Genomic DNA, 15,104 nt, shown 5'->3' on the forward strand with positions numbered 1-15,104 from the left:
TATCCACGACAAGGCCGGCGCATGCCGGCCTTGTCGCATCCGTGGTAGCGGGCGCGGCTACCGGCAGCGCCGGCGCCGGGTCAGGCGATGATGCCCAGTACCACCGCGCGTACCGCCGCGGCGGTGCGGTTGCCGACGTCGAGCTTGGTCATGGCGTTGTTGAGATGGAAGTTGACCGTGCGCTCGGTGATGTTGAAGCGGGCGGCGATCTGGCGGTTGGTTTGGCCCTCGGCGACCCAGCGCAGGATCTCGATCTCGCGCTCGCTCATCGCCTCGCGCGAGGTCGCGCGCCAGCGCGCCAGCATTTCCCGCGCCAGGCCGTGGTGGGCCACCTGGCCCAGCCACAGCAGCTGCGGCCACCGCGCCTGCAGTTCCTGCGCATCCAGGCCATCACCGCCGCGGGTCACGGTCAACATGCCGCGCACGCTGTTGGCGGCCAGGGCCGGCAGCGACACCCCGCAGGTGATGTCGTGCAGGCGTGCGTCCTCCCAGAAGCCGGCGGCCGGATCGAACGGATCCTCGCCATTGGTCCAGGCAAACGGATCCAGCGAGGTGGCGCCCCGGCGGACCGTGGGGTCGACCGACAGGTAGTCGTTGTCCTGGTAGCGCTTCTGCCAGGCTTCCGGGTAATCGTTGAGCATCACGATTTCCGGCTGCGCCAGCGGCAGTGGCGCGCGCACCCCATAGGCACAGTGTTCGAAGCCGAGCGCGCGCACCATTCCGGCGATGGTGCCGAACAGGTCGTCCTGACCCCCGGGGCCAGCAGCGCATTGAGTTGGTCTTCCCGCCACGCCTCCATTTCCGCCCTCGATGAAATCGTGATCCCGGCCGGAGGCCACTGTCAGCACTGACAGTTTCCCGTGCCCGCGACCTGCCTCTAGATTGGCGGCTCCCACCGCCCGGCGCGGCGTACCGCCGCCTGCACTGCCATAGGCCGCATCATAATGACAGACGACGACGGTTACATCCGCCTATCGCGGCGGGCCCTGGGCCAGATCCGGCTCGTGCACCTGGCATCGGGGCTGGACACGGAAGCGGACAGTACCGCCGCGGGCGCGGTCCATACCGACATCAGCGGCTACACCGAATGGGCCACCACCTCGGTGCCGGCCGTCTCGATCGGCTGGGACTGGCACATCGACACACTGGCCCGGCCGCTGTCCGCCGCCTGCCGGGACGCGCCGCGCAGCAACGTGATGCTGGTCGATGAGCAGGGGCGGGACATCGGCCCGCAGCATACCGCGCGCTGCCTGAAGCAACTGGTCGATGCACTGGAATGGAAGCCGGTGGTGCTCGACGCCATCGGATTCCGCTGACGCGCCGCGCGGCAGACGCTCCCGATGCGCTGCATCGCCCGCCCGCGCGGCCGCGCCGGGCCCCCTTGGCGACCTGTCAATCCTGACAGTTATCACGCCATTGCTGCATTGCAAGACTCGTCCCCGTCCTTCAGCAACCGGGGTGCGGGTCATGGAATTCATCCTCGCCAGCGCGGGCGATCTGTCGCCACTGCTCACGCAGGCACTGGGCCGCTACCGCCACCGGGTCTTCATTGAAACCCTGGGCTGGCAGCTGGATACGCCGCCGGGTATCGAGCGCGACCGCTTCGACCGGCCCGAGACCGTGCACGTGATCGTCCGCGACGACCAGCTCGACATCGTCGGTTACGCGCGCCTGCTGCCGACCACCGGTCCGTATCTGTTGGGAGAGATGTTCCCGCAGCTGATGAACGGCCAGCCGCCGCCCTGCTCGGACGACGTGTGGGAGCTGTCGCGCTTCGCGGTGATGGACCTGCGCGGCGCGCGCACCGGCGTCTGCCCACAGCGCCCGTCGGCATTGGCGGTGGACATCCTGCAGCTGGCGGCCGACTACGTGGAACGCCGCGGCGGCAAGCGGCTGATCACCGTTTCGCCGCTGGCGATGGAGCGGTTGCTGCGGCGCACCGGCTTTCATGTCCACCGTGCCGCGCCGCCGCAGATGATCGAAGGCCACCCGACCTTCGCCTGCTGGATCGAACTGGCGGGGCGGCCGCCGTGGACGCCGGGGAACGCGCCGGACCTGTCAATTCTGACAGTTACGGGAAACGGACATCTCGGGTGAAATCGACGTGAGGCTGGAGTGCCTTCGGGAGCCGTGACAATGGGCGCGTCCTCCCGGCCGGCGTGGAACGCCATGCGGAGGGAACAGGGAGGTTGCAGGCGGGCGCGGTCCCGCTTCGTGCGCGTTCGGCGCGCCCCTCCGCGTTCTTTCATATCGGGAGAAGGGGCATGTTCAAGAAGATTTCGGAGCACGATGCCAGGCGCGGCGTCTCCGATTCGTTGCGGATGCAGTTCCTGGCCGGTCTGTTCGTCGGTGCCGTCGTCGGCATCGGTGTCGGGGATTGCTCGGCATCCTGGCCTGAGCCGGGCGTCCGCCGGCGGCACCAGGCGGACCACACCCGCACCGCGGTCAGGGTCCACTCCCGGGCGGTGGCCAATGCCGCGGCACGCGGCCGGGGCCCGTGCGCCGCGGCGCGGCGACAGCGCTGTGATAGTGCGGTGAAGCGACGGTGCGGGCCACGGCGACTCCCCGCCGTCGCGACGGCTGCCGGGCCACCCCGGACGGGTGCGCGGCGCCGGCAGTCGAAAACAGTGGTGCCGGGCAGGGCACCTGGTCATGTCCGGCGAGGTCCATGCCCTGCCTGCGCTGCTAGAATTGGCCGGTCCCGGTTTTCCTGTGTGAATGACGCCATGAGCCATATCGCCGCCGCGCCCGCCAACGCCGAGAAGCGCTACAACGTGCACCGTGCCGACCTGCCGTTGAGCTGCCCGACGCCGGAAATGGCGCTGTGGAACTCGCATCCGCGGGTTTACCTGCCGATCGAGAACGAACCCAACGGCGAAGCCGCCTGCCCGTATTGCGGCGCGGTATTCGTGCTGGTCGACTGAACGCCCGCATGCGCCGCCTGACCGTGGTGCAGCTGCTGCCGGCGCTGCACTCCGGCGGCGTCGAGCGCTCGACCCTGGAGGTCGCCCAGGCGCTGGTGGCGGCAGGGCACCGCGCCATCGTGGTCTCGGCCGGTGGCCGCCTGGTACCGCCGCTGCTGGACAGCGGCGCCGAACACCTGGCGCTGGACATCGGCCGCAAGTCGCTGCTGACCCTGCGCCACGTGGTGGCGCTGCGGCGGCTGTTCGCCGAAACCGGTGCCGACATCGTGCACGCGCGCTCGCGGCTGCCGGCATGGCTGGGCTGGCATGCGCTGCGCGGTCTGCCGCGGGAACGGCGCCCGCACTGGGTGACGACCATGCACGGGCTCAACTCGCCGGGCCGCTACAGCGCCATCATGGCCAGTGGTGAACGCGTGATCTGCGTGTCCAACACCGTGCGCGACTACCTGCTGGCGCATTACCCGGCGACCGACCCGCAGCGCCTGCGGGTGATCCCGCGCGGCGTGGACCCGGCGCAGTTCCCGCAGGTGGCGGCGTCCGACCGGCGCCCGCGGCAGGTGGTGGATGCGCTGCACCCGGCGCTGGCCGGTGACGGGCCGCTGTTGCTGTTGCCGGGCCGTGGCACCCGCCTCAAGGGGCATGCGCACGCGCTGCACCTGCTGGCCGCACTGCGGCGGCAGGGGCTGGCGGCACGGTTGTGGATGCCCGGCGCGCGCGAGCCGGGGCGCGAGGCGTACGTGGGCGAACTCGAGCAGCAGGCCGCGGCGCTGGGCATCGCCGACGCGGTCGCCATCACCGAGCCGACCCCCCGGATCGCGCAGGCCTATGCGGCCAGCGACCTGGTGTTGCAGCTGTCGGACAAGCCCGAGGCATTCGGCCGCACCGTGCTCGAAGCGCTGGCGGTAGGCCGCCCGGTGCTGGGCTGGGACCACGGCGGGGTCGGCGAACTGCTCGCCGAACTGCAGCCCAGCGGGGCGGTGCCGCCGGCTGACGCCACGGCACTGGCGGCGCGCGCGCTGGAGCTGCTGCGGCATCCGCCGTCGCTGCCGCGACGCCTCCCCTACACCCTGCGGGCCATGCAGCGCGCGACGCTGGACGTCTATGGCGAACTCATCGGCTGAATCCTCCGTGCCGTCCGCGACGTTGCTGATGCGGTGGGCCCCGGCCTGGGTGATCGCCTGCGTTGCGGCGTGGCCGGCGCCGGGCATCGCCGAAGCGCTGCTGTCGCTGGGCGCGCTGGCCACCGTGGGAACCCTGCTGCGGCGTCGCTTCACCGGTGACGGCCGCACCCTGCTCAGCGTTCCGGCCTGGGCGCTGACATGCACGCTGTTCCTGGCCTACTGGCTGCCGCAGCTGGTCTCGGCGGTGGATGCCGACGATCCCGGCCGTGCCTGGGGCCGGGTGGCGGCCGGGCTGCGGTACCTGCCTTTCATGTGGCTGGTCGCCATCGCCGTGGCGACCGACGCCCGGCGCCGGGTCACGTTCACCGGATTGGGCGTGGTCGTCGCGCTGTGGGTGGGCGACGCGCTGGTGCAGGCGCTGGTCGGCAGCAGTCCGCTGTTCTGGTCGATGGACCAGGTGAAATGGCTGGCCAGCGGGCATGGCCTGTGCAGCGCGGCGGAAGCGGCGCAGGCGGACCGGCTCAGCGGCGTGTTCGGGCCGTGCAACCTCAAGTTCGGGCCGGTGCTCGCCAGCCTGACGCCGTTCGCGCTGTTCGCCGCGGCCACGCGCTGGGGACGCTGGGGCTGGCTGCTGGTGGCGGTGCCGACCGGGGTGGTGATCGTGCTCGCCGGTTCGCGCGCGTCCTGGATCACTTATGCGCTGGTGCTGCTGTTCTCCGGCTGGCGGCTGCTGGGCAGGAAGGGCATGGCCCTGGTGCTGCTGTCCGGGGTGCTTGGCGCGGTACTGCTGGCGGGGCTGTCCACCCAGGTGCGCGAGCGCGTGGCCCGCACCACCCTGGCCTTGACCGGCGATGCCGCCGGAATGGATGCGGCGCTGTCCGGGCGCGGCCAGATCTGGTCCGCGGCGCTGTGCATGGTGCGCGCCCATCCGCTCAACGGGGTGGGCGCGCGCGAGTTCCGCAACGCCTTCCCGCAGTGCGATCCGGCGCACGGGCAATACGCTGCCTGGGGGGCGGGGCCGGCGCTGCATGCGCACCAGCTGGTGCTCGAGATACTGGCCGAAACCGGCGTGCTGGGCCTGTTGCTGTGGCTGGCCGGTGCGGCGATGGCGTGGCGCGCGTGGCGCTACGCCGGCGAGGAGGCGCGGGCGCGGGCGCGTCCGGCGACGCTGGCACTGGCGGTAACGGTGTTCCCGTTCAACACCCACCTGGCGTTCTACTCGGCCTTCTGGGGGGCGCGACCCTGCTGCTGGCCGCGTTGTTCGTAGGCGCGCTGCTCGCGTACCCGCCGCCGGCGGCCGCGGGCGGCGATCAGTCGCGCTGGTAGAAGCGGCTGCGTCCTTCCGGCTGGCGCTTGAAGCGTCGGTGGATCCACAGGTACTGGGCCGGCGCTTCGCGCACCATCTGCTCGATGGCGGCGTTGACACGCGCCGTGTCGGCGACCGCGTCGCCGGTCGGGAAGTCCGCCAGCGGCGGCGCGATCTTCAGCACGTAGCGCCCGCCTTCGCGGCGGTGGAAGAAGGGCACCACGGCACAGCCGGTCATGCGCGCGAACTGGTGGGTCGCGGTGATGGTGGAGGCCGGCACCCCGAAGAACGGCACGAACACCGACTCCTTGCCGCGCATGTCCTGGTCAGGCGCGTACCACAGCAGGCCGCCTTTCTTGAGGTGGCGCACGGTGGCACGGATGTCCTCGTTGGCGAACATCGCGCTGGCGTAGCGCAGGCGCCCATGCTTGACCGCCCATTCCATCACCGGGTCGCGGTAGCGCCGGTACATGCCGGCCAGCGGCACGTGGTCGCACAGCAGGCGCCCGCACATTTCCAGGGTCATGAAATGCCCCGACACCAGCAACACGCCGCGGCCCTGCGCCCGCAGCGCCTGCAGGTGCTCCAGGCCCTCGATCCGCACCCGCGGGCGGATCGCGTCGATGCTGCCCCACCAGGCGCGGGCGAATTCGAAGATGCCCACGCCCAGCGCGTCGAAGCTGTCGCGCAGCAGTTGCCGGCGCCAGGCGTCGTCCTGCTCGGGAAAGCACAAGCGGATGTTCACTTCGGCGGCATGCCGGCGGGTACCGGCCAGGTGCAGCGCCAGCCAGCCGATGCCGCGGCCGATCGCGCGCTGCAGCAGCCAGGGCAGGCGTGCGCCCAGCATGGCCAGCGCCAGCCAGGCGAACGTCGGCCAATGGCGCGGCTGCCACAGTGACGGGCGGGTGGCGGAGGTGGGGGTGTCGGACATGGGGGGATTCTAATGAGGAACCCGTGGATGGGAACCCGGAACCGGTGAAAGCCACAGCGGCGCAGGCTGGTTTCCACGCGTTTCCATCCACTAATTCCCCGCTCCTAGGTATCCTCGCCGCATGCGCAAGGATCCCGTCGAACTGCTGCTGCGGGGCCTGTACTCGGCCTTGCTGTACCTGCTGCTGCCCATCACCGTCTACCACCTGGTATGGCGTGGCTTCCGCGTGCGCGAGTACTTCAAGCGCTGGGACGAACGCTATGCGTCGTATCCGCAGAGCGGCCGCCGGCCCTGTGTCTGGCTGCACGCGGTCTCGGTGGGCGAGGTCAACGCCGCCGCGCCGGTGGTGGACGCGCTGCGCCGGCAGCGCCCGGACATCCGCTGGGTCATCACCACCATCACCCCGACCGGCTCGCAGCGGGTACGCGCGTTGTGGGGCGACGCGGTGGACCACGTCTACCTGCCCTATGACGTGCCCGGCAGCGCCGGCCGGTTCCTCGATCATTTCCGCCCGAGCCTGGCGTTGATCCTGGAAACCGAGCTGTGGCCGAACCTGCTGTTCGGCTGCCGCGATCGCCGGATCCCGGTCTACATCCTCAACGCGCGGCTGTCGGCACGCTCGTTGAAGGGCTACCGGCTGCTGCGGCCGCTGGTCGGGCGCGCGCTGCGCACGGTGACCTGCGTGGCCGCGCAGTCGCGCGAGGACGCGCGCCGTTTCGTCGTGCTCGGTGCGCGCCAGGAGCAGGTCTGCGCGCTGGGCAACCTGAAGTTCGACATCCATCCGCCGGATCCGGCGCCGCTGCTGGCCGCGTTCCATGCGCATGTGCCGGAAGGACGCGTGACCTGGATCGCCGCCAGTACCCACGAGGGCGAGGAACAGCCGGTCATGGACCTGCACGCGCGGGTGCTGGAGTGCTATCCCGATGCGCTGCTGTTGTGGGCGCCACGGCATCCGGAGCGGTTCGCCAAAGTCGAGGCGTTGGCGCGCGGCCAGGGCTGGCGCGTGGCCACGCGCAGCGTCGAGCAGTGGCCCGCGGCCGATACCCAGGTGTTCGTGCTCAACACCCTGGGCGAACTGATGCCGTTCTTCGCCTGCGCGCAGGTGGCTTTCGTCGGGGGCAGCCTGCAGGCGATCGGCGGGCACAACCTGCTGGAGCCGGCGGCGATGGGCACGGCGGTGATCACCGGCCCGCACCTGCACAACTTCGCGGAGATCTCGCGGCGCATGAGCGAAGCCGGGGCGCTGAGCATCCGCGACGATGTCGCCCAGCTCGGCGACGAACTGCTGCGCCTGCTGGGCGACGCGGCGGCGCGCCAGCAGATGGTGCAGGCCGGTGCGGCGCTGGTGGCCAATGGCCGCGGCGCGCTGGAGCGGACCCTGGAACTGATCGGGCCGCGGCTGCCGGCACCGGAGTAGGGCGCCGGCAGAACCCCGGCCACCGCTACGGGCGGTGGCCCATGCAGGAACGCGAAAGGCGGGCCGGGGCCCGCCTTTCGCACATCCACGCCGGTACAGCGGCGGGGCTTACTGCATGCTGCCCGGCGCCAGCTGCGCCTCGGCATCCTGGGTCAGCAGGCGGTTGATGTCCTGCACCTCGGCCACGTCCAGCGCGCCGATGGCCTGGCTGAGCTGCAGCCGGCTGAGCAGGAAGGTGTAGCGGGCCTGCGCATAGTCCAGCTTGGCCTGGAACAGGGTGCGCTGGTTCTGCACCACGTCCAGCACGGTGCGGGTACCGACTTCCAGCCCCACCTGCGAGGCGTCGTACGCGCTCTGCGCCGACACCACGGCCAGGCGCCGTGCCTCGACCTCGCTGATGCCGGCCACCACGGCCTGGTAGGCATTGCGGGTGTTGCGGTCCAGCGCGCGCTTCTGCTGCTCGTAGCCATCCTGGGCGATGTCGCGCTGGGCCAGGGCCTGGCGCACGTAGGACTGGGTGGCACCACCGGAGAAGATCGGCACGTTCAGGGTCAGGCCGATCGAGTTGGTGGTCGCGTCCGGGCCGAACGAGGAGCCGCCGACGCTGTCGCCCCAACTGGCGCTCTTGCCCCAGGTGCCGCCCAGCGACAGGGTCGGGTAGTGCCCGCCGCGGGCGGCCGAGACGCTGGCCACGGCGGCGTTGACCTTCAGCTCCTGCGCCTTCAGCGCCGGGTTCTGCGCGATCGCATCGGCCACCAGCTTGTCGACGTCGCCACGGTTGGCCGGCAGCGCCGGGCGGAAATCCTCCGGCAGGCTGCGCAGGCCCTGCACCGGCTGCCCGGTCAGTTCGCTCAGCGCCTGGTAGGCATCGGCCAGGGTGTTGCGGGCGAGAATGGTATTGGCGCGCGCCTGGTCGTACTGGGCGCGCGCTTCGTGCACGTCGGTGATCGGGGCCAGGCCGACTTCCAGGCGCTTGTCGGCATAGTCGAACTGCTTCTTGGCGGCCGCCTCGTTGGTCTGCGCGGCGCTGAGCGATTCGATCGCCACCAGCACGTTGAAGTAGGTGGTGGCGGTGCGCACGATCAGGTCGTCGTTCGCCGATTCCAGGTCGAAGTCGGCTGCCTTGCTGATTTCGCGCTGCGCGCGCAGGTTGGCGAACTGGGTCCAGTTGAACAGGGTCTGCTCACCGCTGATGCCGTACTTGCGCGAGGTGGCGGTGGTCGAGCCGCTGACCCCGTCCTGCGAGGTGCGGGTGCGGTTCAGCGATGCCGAGCCGCCCAGCGAGGGCAGCAGGGCCGCGCGGGCCTGCACCTGGCCTTCCTTGGTGTACAGCCGGCTGGACTCTGCGGAGGCCAGCTGCGGATCGCCGTTGCGGGCCATTTCGTAGACCTGCAGCAGGTCGGCGGCGTTGGCCGCCAGCGGCGAGAGGGCGACAGCCAGCGCAAGGGCGAGGGATCGGCGGATCATTGCGGCTTCCTTGGATGTAGCGGATCAGAGTTGGAACTGCGGGCCGGGGCGGCGCCCTGCAGATAATCGATGTCGGTTTCGAACAGGGACTGCACGCTGCCGTCGGCCTTCACCAGCACCGCTTCCATCACCGGCGAGCGGCCCTGGATCACGAACAGGCGGCCGCCGGGGCGCAGCCACTTGAGGATGTGCGCCGGCACGGTGTCCACCGCGCCGGTGATGCAGATGGCGTCGAAGTGGCGCTGGGTCTGCCAGTGCAGCGCATCGGCGACTTCGATGCGCACGTTGGAGCCGAGCTTGGCCGCGTCCAGGCTGGCGCGCGCGCGCTCGGCCAGTTCCGGCTGGATCTCCAGGCTCAGTACTTCGCGGGCCAGTTCGCCCAGGCAGGCGCTGATGAAGCCGCTGCCGGTGCCGATCTCCAGCACCTCGTCGCCCGGCTGCAGGTCCAGCGCCTGCAGCATGCGGCCTTCGACCACCGGCTTCATCATCTTCTGGCCATGGCCCAGCGGCAGCTCGATGTCGGCATAGGCCAGCGCCTTGTGCGATTCGGCCACGAAGGCCTCGCGCGGCAGCCGCGCCAGGACGTCCAGCACGCGCAGGTCCAGCACGTCCCAGGGACGTACCTGCTGTTCGACCATCAGTTCGCGGGCGTGGGAGTAATCGATCGTCATGGTGTCTCGTCAATCCGGCGCAGTGGGCCGGCCATTTTACCGGTTGGCGCGGGCAGTGCGGGGCAAGCATCGCCGTGCCCGCGGCAGGTCCGCAGTGCCGGAAGTCACCACGACCTCCGGTTCGTTCAGGTTAAGGGCGGGGCGCATAGGCGCGGATGAAGAAGTCGACCGTGGTGGCGATGTGGGCCTCGGCGTCGGGCTGCTCCGGGGCCGCGCACAGCCCGCACATCATGTGCGCGTGCAACTCGCCCTTGATCAGGCAGAAGAACTGGCGCGCGGCCAGGCGCGGGTCGTCGATCGCCAGCTCGCCACGTGCCGCGCGGGCCTCCAGGAACTCGGCCAGCGCGCTTTCGGTGCGCTTGGGGCCGGCCTGCCAGAACATCTCGCGGATCCGGTCGTCGGTTTCCGGGGTCATCATCATGCGTTGGGTGGCGATGGCCTCGTCACTGCTGATCAGGGCGAAGAAGGCGTGGCCGATGCCGCGCAGCTGTTCGCGCAGCGGGCCTTCGCTGTCGGTCACGAACAGGTCGTCGGGCATCATTTCCACGCACTTGGCCTGGATCGCCTCGAAAAACAGCGTCTCCTTGTCGCCGAAATGGCTGTAGACGGTGAGTTTGGAAACGCCGGCGCCGGCGGCGATGCCGTCCATGCTCACGCCGTTGAAACCCAGTTCGATGAACATTTCCTTGGCCGTTTCCAGGATCGCGGCACGCTTGCCCAGGTCCTTGGGGCGGCCGGGACCGGCGCCGCGCGGAGTCGGCTTGCCGGTGGGTGGGGAAGGATGATGCGCGGACATTCGACAATACTAGACCAGCTGGTTCGATATTTATACTATACCGGCTCGTTCAGTAATGGCGCTGAACCGCCAACCTTCCCCCCTCATCTCTTTCCTCACCTGCGATCCTCACCCATGAACATTGCCCGATGGATTGGCGGTTCCCTGCTGGTGGCCGTGCTGGCTGCCTGCGGTAAATCCGAACCTGCTCCCGCACTTGCCGTACCGGTTCTGGTCGTCCACCCCAGGACGGCGGCCAGGCCATCAGCGCGTACCCCGGCGAAGTGCGGGCGCGCGAGGAAACCGTGCTGTCGTTCCGGGTGGGCGGCAACCTGCTGCGGCGCGAGGTCGATGCCGGCCAGCGGGTGCGCGAGGGCCAGCTGCTGGCCGAACTGGACGTGGCCGACTACGCGTTGCAGGCGCGGGCGGCGCAGGCGCAGTACGCCGCCGCCGAGGCCGATCTGGTGCGCGCGCGCGACGAGCACAAGCGCTATGCCGCGCTGGCCGCGCAGCAGCTGGTCAGCCGCTCGGCGCTGGATGCGCAGACCGCCGCGCTGAAGGCGGCGCAGGGCCAGGCCGATGCGGCCCGTTCCAACCTGGACGTGGCCCGCAACCAGGCGGCCTACGCGCAGCTGCGCGCCCCCGCCGATGGCGTGATCGCCAGCCGCCAGGCCGAGGCCGGGCAGGTGGTCGCCGCCGGCCAGGCCATTTATACGCTGGCCGCCGACGGCGCCCGCGAGGTCGCCATCGCCCTGCCGGAGAGCGGGATCCGCGATTTCGCGGTGGGCCAGGCGGTGGAAGTGGAACTGTGGAACCGTCCCGGCAAGCGCTGGCCCGGCACCATCCGCGAGATCGCCCCGGCCGCCGATGCCCAGGCGCGCACCTATGCCACGCGCGTGAGCCTGGCGGCCGAAGCGCTGGATGCGGTGGAACTGGGGCAGAGCGCGCGCGTCTACGTGGCCCACGCCAAGGGCGGCGCGCTGAGCGTGCCGCTGGCCGCGGTGCAGCCGGGCAAGACGCAGCAGCAGGCCGGTGTGTGGGTGGTGGACCCGGCCAAGGGCACGCTGCAGCTGCGACCGGTGACGCTGGGCGCCTACGGCGCGGAGCGCGTGCCGGTGCTGGCGGGCCTGAAGCGCGAAGACTGGGTGGTCGCCGCGGGCGGCCACCTGCTGCGCGAGGGCCAGCCGGTGACCGCGGTGGACCGGGCCAACAAGCCGGTACTCGCCGCGCCCGCGTCCGCCAAGCGGGAGGACTGAGGCGTGCGCCGCTTCAATCTTTCCGAGTGGGCCCTGGGCAACCGCGCGCTGGTGCTGTTCATGATGATCGCGCTGGCGGTCATCGGCGCCTGGTCCTACAAGCACCTCGGCCAGTCCGAGGATCCGCCGTTCACGTTCAAGGCGATGGTGGTGCAGACCGCGTGGCCGGGCGCCACCGCCGAGCAGGTCTCGCGGCAGGTGACCGAGCCGATCGAGAAGGCGCTGATGAACACCGGGCAGTTCGAGTTCATCCAGTCGTACTCGCGGCCGGGCGAATCGCAGGTGATCTTCATGGCGCGCGATTCGATGCGCTCCAAGGATGTGCCCGAGCTGTTCTACCAGGTGCGCAAGAAGGTCGGCGACATCCGTTCGCAGCTGCCGGCCGAGGTGGTCGGGCCGTTCTTCAACGATGAGTTCGGCGACACCTTCGGCAACATCTATGCGCTGACCGGCAAAGGCTTCGACTACGCGCTGATGCGCGACTACGCCGACCGCATCCAGCTGGAGCTGCAGCGCGTGGCCGACGTCGGCAAGGTCGACCTGCTCGGCCTGCAGGACGAAAAGGTGTGGATCGAACTGTCCAACACCAAGCTGGCCACGCTGGGCGTGTCGCTGCAGCAGGTGCAGCAGGCGCTGGCCGACCAGAACGCGGTGACCCCGGCCAGCTGGTTCGAGACCGGCAGCGACCGCGTGCAGCTGCGCGTCACCGGCCAGTTCCAGTCGGTCGAGGACATCGCCGCGTTCCCGATCCGCGCCGGCGACCGCACCGTGCGCCTGGGCGACATCGCCCAGGTCAAGCGCGGTTTCGCCGACCCGGCCTCGCCGAAGATGCGCTTCATGGGCGAGGACGCCATCGGCATCGCGGTGGCGATGAAGGACGGCGGCGACATCCTCAAGCTCGGCAAGACCCTGGACGACGCGTTCGCGCGGCTGCAGAAGACGCTGCCGGCGGGCATGGAGCTGCGCAAGGTCTCCGACCAGCCGCACGCGGTCGAGGATTCGGTGGGCGAGTTCGTCAAGGTACTGACCGAGGCGGTGGTGATCGTGCTGCTGGTGAGCTTCTTCTCGCTGGGCTGGCGCACCGGGCTGGTGGTGGCGGTGTCGATCCCGCTGGTGCTGGCGATGACCTTCTTCGTCATGCACCAGTTCGACATCGGCCTGCACAAGATCTCACTGGGCGCGCTGGTGCTGGCGCTGGGCCTGCTGGTGGACGATGCGATCATCGCGGTGGAGATGATGGCCACCAAGATGGAACAGGGCTACGACCGCCTGCGCGCGGCCAGCTTCGCCTGGGAGTCGACCGCGTTCCCGATGCTGACCGGCACGCTGATCACCGCCGCCGGCTTCCTGCCCATCGCCACCGCCGCCTCCAGCACCGGCGAGTACACCCGCTCGCTGTTCCAGGTGGTGACCATCGCCCTGGTGGTGTCGTGGATCGCCGCGGTGCTGTTCATCCCGTACCTGGGCGACAAGATGCTGCCGGACCTGCACAACCCGCAGCCGCCACGGCCGGGCAGTCTGGCCGGCCGCTGGCATGCGCTGCGGCTGCGCTGGGCCGACCGCAACCCGGCGCTGGCCAACCTGATCCGGCCGCGGCAGCTGGAACACGACCACGACCCCTACAAGAGCGCGTTCTACCAGCGCTTCCGGCGTTTCCTCGATGCCTGCCTGCGCCGCCGCTGGCTGGTGATCTTCGCCACCATCGGCCTGTTCGTGTTCTCGCTGGCCATGTTCCGCTTCGTGCCGCAGCAGTTCTTCCCGGACTCGACCCGGCCGGAGCTGATGGTGGACATCGAGCTGGCCGAAGGCGCGTCGCTGGCCGCCACCCAGGCGCAGGCGCACAAGCTGGAGGCGTTGCTCAAGCAGCGCCAGGACATCGCCAACTACGTCGGTTACGTGGGCAGCGGTTCGCCGCGCTTCTACCTGCCGCTGGACCAGCAGCTGCCGGCGACCAATTTCGCCCAGTTCGTGGTGCTGGCGCAGGACATCCACGCCCGCGAAGCGGTGCGCGACTGGCTGCTGAAGGAGGTGGTGCCGCGCTTCACCGACGTGCAGCTGCGCGTGACCCGGCTGGAGAACGGGCCGCCGGTGGGCTACCCGGTGCAGTTCCGCGTGTCCGGCGAGCACATCGACCGGGTGCAGGCCATCGCCCGCGAGGTCGCCGCCAAGGTGCGGCAGAACCCGCACGTGGCCAACGTCAACCTCAACTGGTCCGAGCCGAGCAAGGTGGTGCGGCTGGTGGTGGACCAGGAGCGCGCGCGCGCGCTGGGGGTGAGCAGCGCGCAGATCGCGCACTTCCTGAGCAGCTCGCTGTCGGGCATGCAGGTGAGCACCTACCGCGAGGGCAACCGCCAGATCGGCATGCTGCTGCGCGGCCCGGACGACGAGCGCGCGCGGCTGGACATGCTCGCCAGCCTGGCCATTCCCACGCCCAGCGGCACCGCGGTACCGCTGGCGCAGGTGGCCCGGCTCGAGTACGTGTTCGAGGACGGCATCATCTGGCACCGCAACCGCCTGCCCACGGTCACCGTGCGTGCCGACATCGCCGACGGCCTGCTGCCGCCGGAGGTCACCGGGCAGATCCTGCCGACCCTGGACGGCATCCGCGCCGCCCTGCCTGACGGCTACCTGCTGGAAGTCGGCGGCACGGTGGAGGATTCGGCGCGCGGGCAGAACTCGATCAAGGCCGGCATGCCGCTGTTCCTGATCGTGGTGGTGACCCTGCTGATGCTGCAGCTGCGCAGCTTCTCGCGTGCGGCGATGGTGCTGGTCACCGCACCGCTGGGCATCATCGGCGCGACCCTGTTCCTGCTGATCTTCCGGGTGCCGTTCGGCTTCGTCGCGCTGCTGGGCACCATCGCCCTGGCGGGCATGATCATGCGCAACTCGGTGATCCTGGTGGACCAGATCCAGCAGGACATCGACGCCGGGCATGACCGCTGGCACGCCATCATCGATGCCACCGTGCGCCGCTTCCGGCCGATCGTGCTGACCGCGCTGGCCGCGGTGCTGGCGATGATCCCGCTGTCGCGCAGCGCCTTCTATGGCTCCATGGCGATCTCGATCATGGGCGGGCTGATCGTCGGCACGGTACTGACCCTGGTGTTCCTGCCGGCGCTGTACGCGGCCTGGTTCCGGGTGCGGCCGGACGAAGCGGCAAGCTGAACCGCTCAGCCGCCGGCGCTGCCGGCGGATGGCCGCGCCCCGGCGGTGGTAGATTGGTCTGGCGCGGCGGG

The 15,104-nt window shown here is 70.3% G+C and carries 10 protein-coding genes and 3 pseudogenes; 8 read left to right on the top strand and 5 right to left on the bottom strand.

Features of this window, described 5'->3' with window-relative positions; translation table 11 throughout:
* Positions 1–80: 80 nt before the first annotated feature.
* Positions 81–799: pseudogene (locus tag B1L07_03260) on the bottom strand (hypothetical protein).
* 145 nt (positions 800–944) lie between these two features.
* On the opposite strand from B1L07_03260, the gene B1L07_03265 reads away from it, so the two are divergent.
* The 5 genes and pseudogenes from B1L07_03265 (at position 945) to B1L07_03285 (ending at position 5,371) form a co-directional block, all read left to right on the top strand.
* Positions 945–1,316: a hypothetical protein gene (locus B1L07_03265; GenBank protein AUZ54299.1), complete on the top strand. Its 372-nt coding sequence runs from the start codon at positions 945–947 to the stop codon at positions 1,314–1,316.
* A 142-nt stretch (positions 1,317–1,458) separates the two neighbouring features.
* Positions 1,459–2,097 (top strand): hypothetical protein, encoded by a 639-nt coding sequence (locus tag B1L07_03270; protein AUZ54300.1) that lies wholly within the window; start codon positions 1,459–1,461, stop codon positions 2,095–2,097.
* 629 nt (positions 2,098–2,726) lie between these two features.
* Positions 2,727–2,924, top strand: coding sequence for a hypothetical protein (locus B1L07_03275; protein AUZ54301.1), 198 nt, complete (start codon positions 2,727–2,729; stop codon positions 2,922–2,924).
* 8 nt (positions 2,925–2,932) lie between these two features.
* On the top strand, positions 2,933–4,045 hold the full coding sequence (locus B1L07_03280) for a glycosyl transferase (protein AUZ54302.1): 1,113 nt from the start codon (positions 2,933–2,935) through the stop codon (positions 4,043–4,045).
* Positions 4,026–5,371, top strand: a pseudogene (locus B1L07_03285) (hypothetical protein). The gene B1L07_03280 and the pseudogene B1L07_03285 overlap by 20 nt, the downstream one beginning before the upstream one ends.
* Here the strand turns inward: B1L07_03285 and B1L07_03290 are convergent.
* Entirely contained in the window at positions 5,356–6,282 is a 927-nt protein-coding gene (locus B1L07_03290) for a lipid A biosynthesis lauroyl acyltransferase (GenBank protein ID AUZ54303.1), read from the bottom strand. The pseudogene B1L07_03285 and the gene B1L07_03290 overlap by 16 nt on opposite strands.
* A 121-nt stretch (positions 6,283–6,403) precedes the next feature.
* Here B1L07_03290 and B1L07_03295 point away from each other — a divergent pair, with 121 nt between their 5' ends.
* Positions 6,404–7,699: a 3-deoxy-D-manno-octulosonic acid transferase gene (locus B1L07_03295; protein ID AUZ54304.1), complete on the top strand. Its 1,296-nt coding sequence runs from the start codon at positions 6,404–6,406 to the stop codon at positions 7,697–7,699.
* Positions 7,700–7,807: 108 nt separating this feature from the next.
* On the opposite strand, the gene B1L07_03300 is transcribed toward B1L07_03295, so the two are convergent.
* From B1L07_03300 to B1L07_03310, 3 genes are all read right to left on the bottom strand, one after another.
* On the bottom strand, positions 7,808–9,166 hold the full coding sequence (locus B1L07_03300) for a hypothetical protein (protein AUZ54305.1): 1,359 nt from the start codon (positions 9,164–9,166) through the stop codon (positions 7,808–7,810).
* The gene (locus tag B1L07_03305; GenBank protein AUZ54306.1) at positions 9,163–9,837 is read right to left on the bottom strand and encodes a protein-L-isoaspartate O-methyltransferase; all 675 of its coding nucleotides are present in this window, start codon (positions 9,835–9,837) and stop codon (positions 9,163–9,165) included. Before B1L07_03305 ends, B1L07_03300 begins: the two co-directional genes overlap by 4 nt.
* Positions 9,838–9,967: 130 nt before the next feature.
* Positions 9,968–10,633 carry a TetR family transcriptional regulator gene (locus tag B1L07_03310; protein AUZ54307.1) on the bottom strand — a complete coding sequence of 222 codons (666 nt, stop codon included), beginning with the start codon at positions 10,631–10,633 and terminating at the stop codon, positions 9,968–9,970.
* A 114-nt stretch (positions 10,634–10,747) separates the two neighbouring features.
* On the opposite strand from B1L07_03310, the pseudogene B1L07_03315 reads away from it, so the two are divergent.
* Together B1L07_03315 and B1L07_03320 are read left to right on the top strand one after the other, a co-directional pair.
* Positions 10,748–11,868, top strand: a pseudogene (locus tag B1L07_03315) (efflux transporter periplasmic adaptor subunit).
* Between the two features lie 3 nt (positions 11,869–11,871).
* Positions 11,872–15,033 (top strand): multidrug transporter AcrB, encoded by a 3,162-nt coding sequence (locus tag B1L07_03320; protein AUZ54308.1) that lies wholly within the window; start codon positions 11,872–11,874, stop codon positions 15,031–15,033.
* The last annotated feature ends 71 nt before the right edge of the window (positions 15,034–15,104 follow it).

The organism is Stenotrophomonas acidaminiphila, assembly GCA_002951995.1.
In the GTDB taxonomy this organism is placed as follows: Bacteria; Pseudomonadota; Gammaproteobacteria; order Xanthomonadales; family Xanthomonadaceae; genus Stenotrophomonas; species Stenotrophomonas acidaminiphila_A.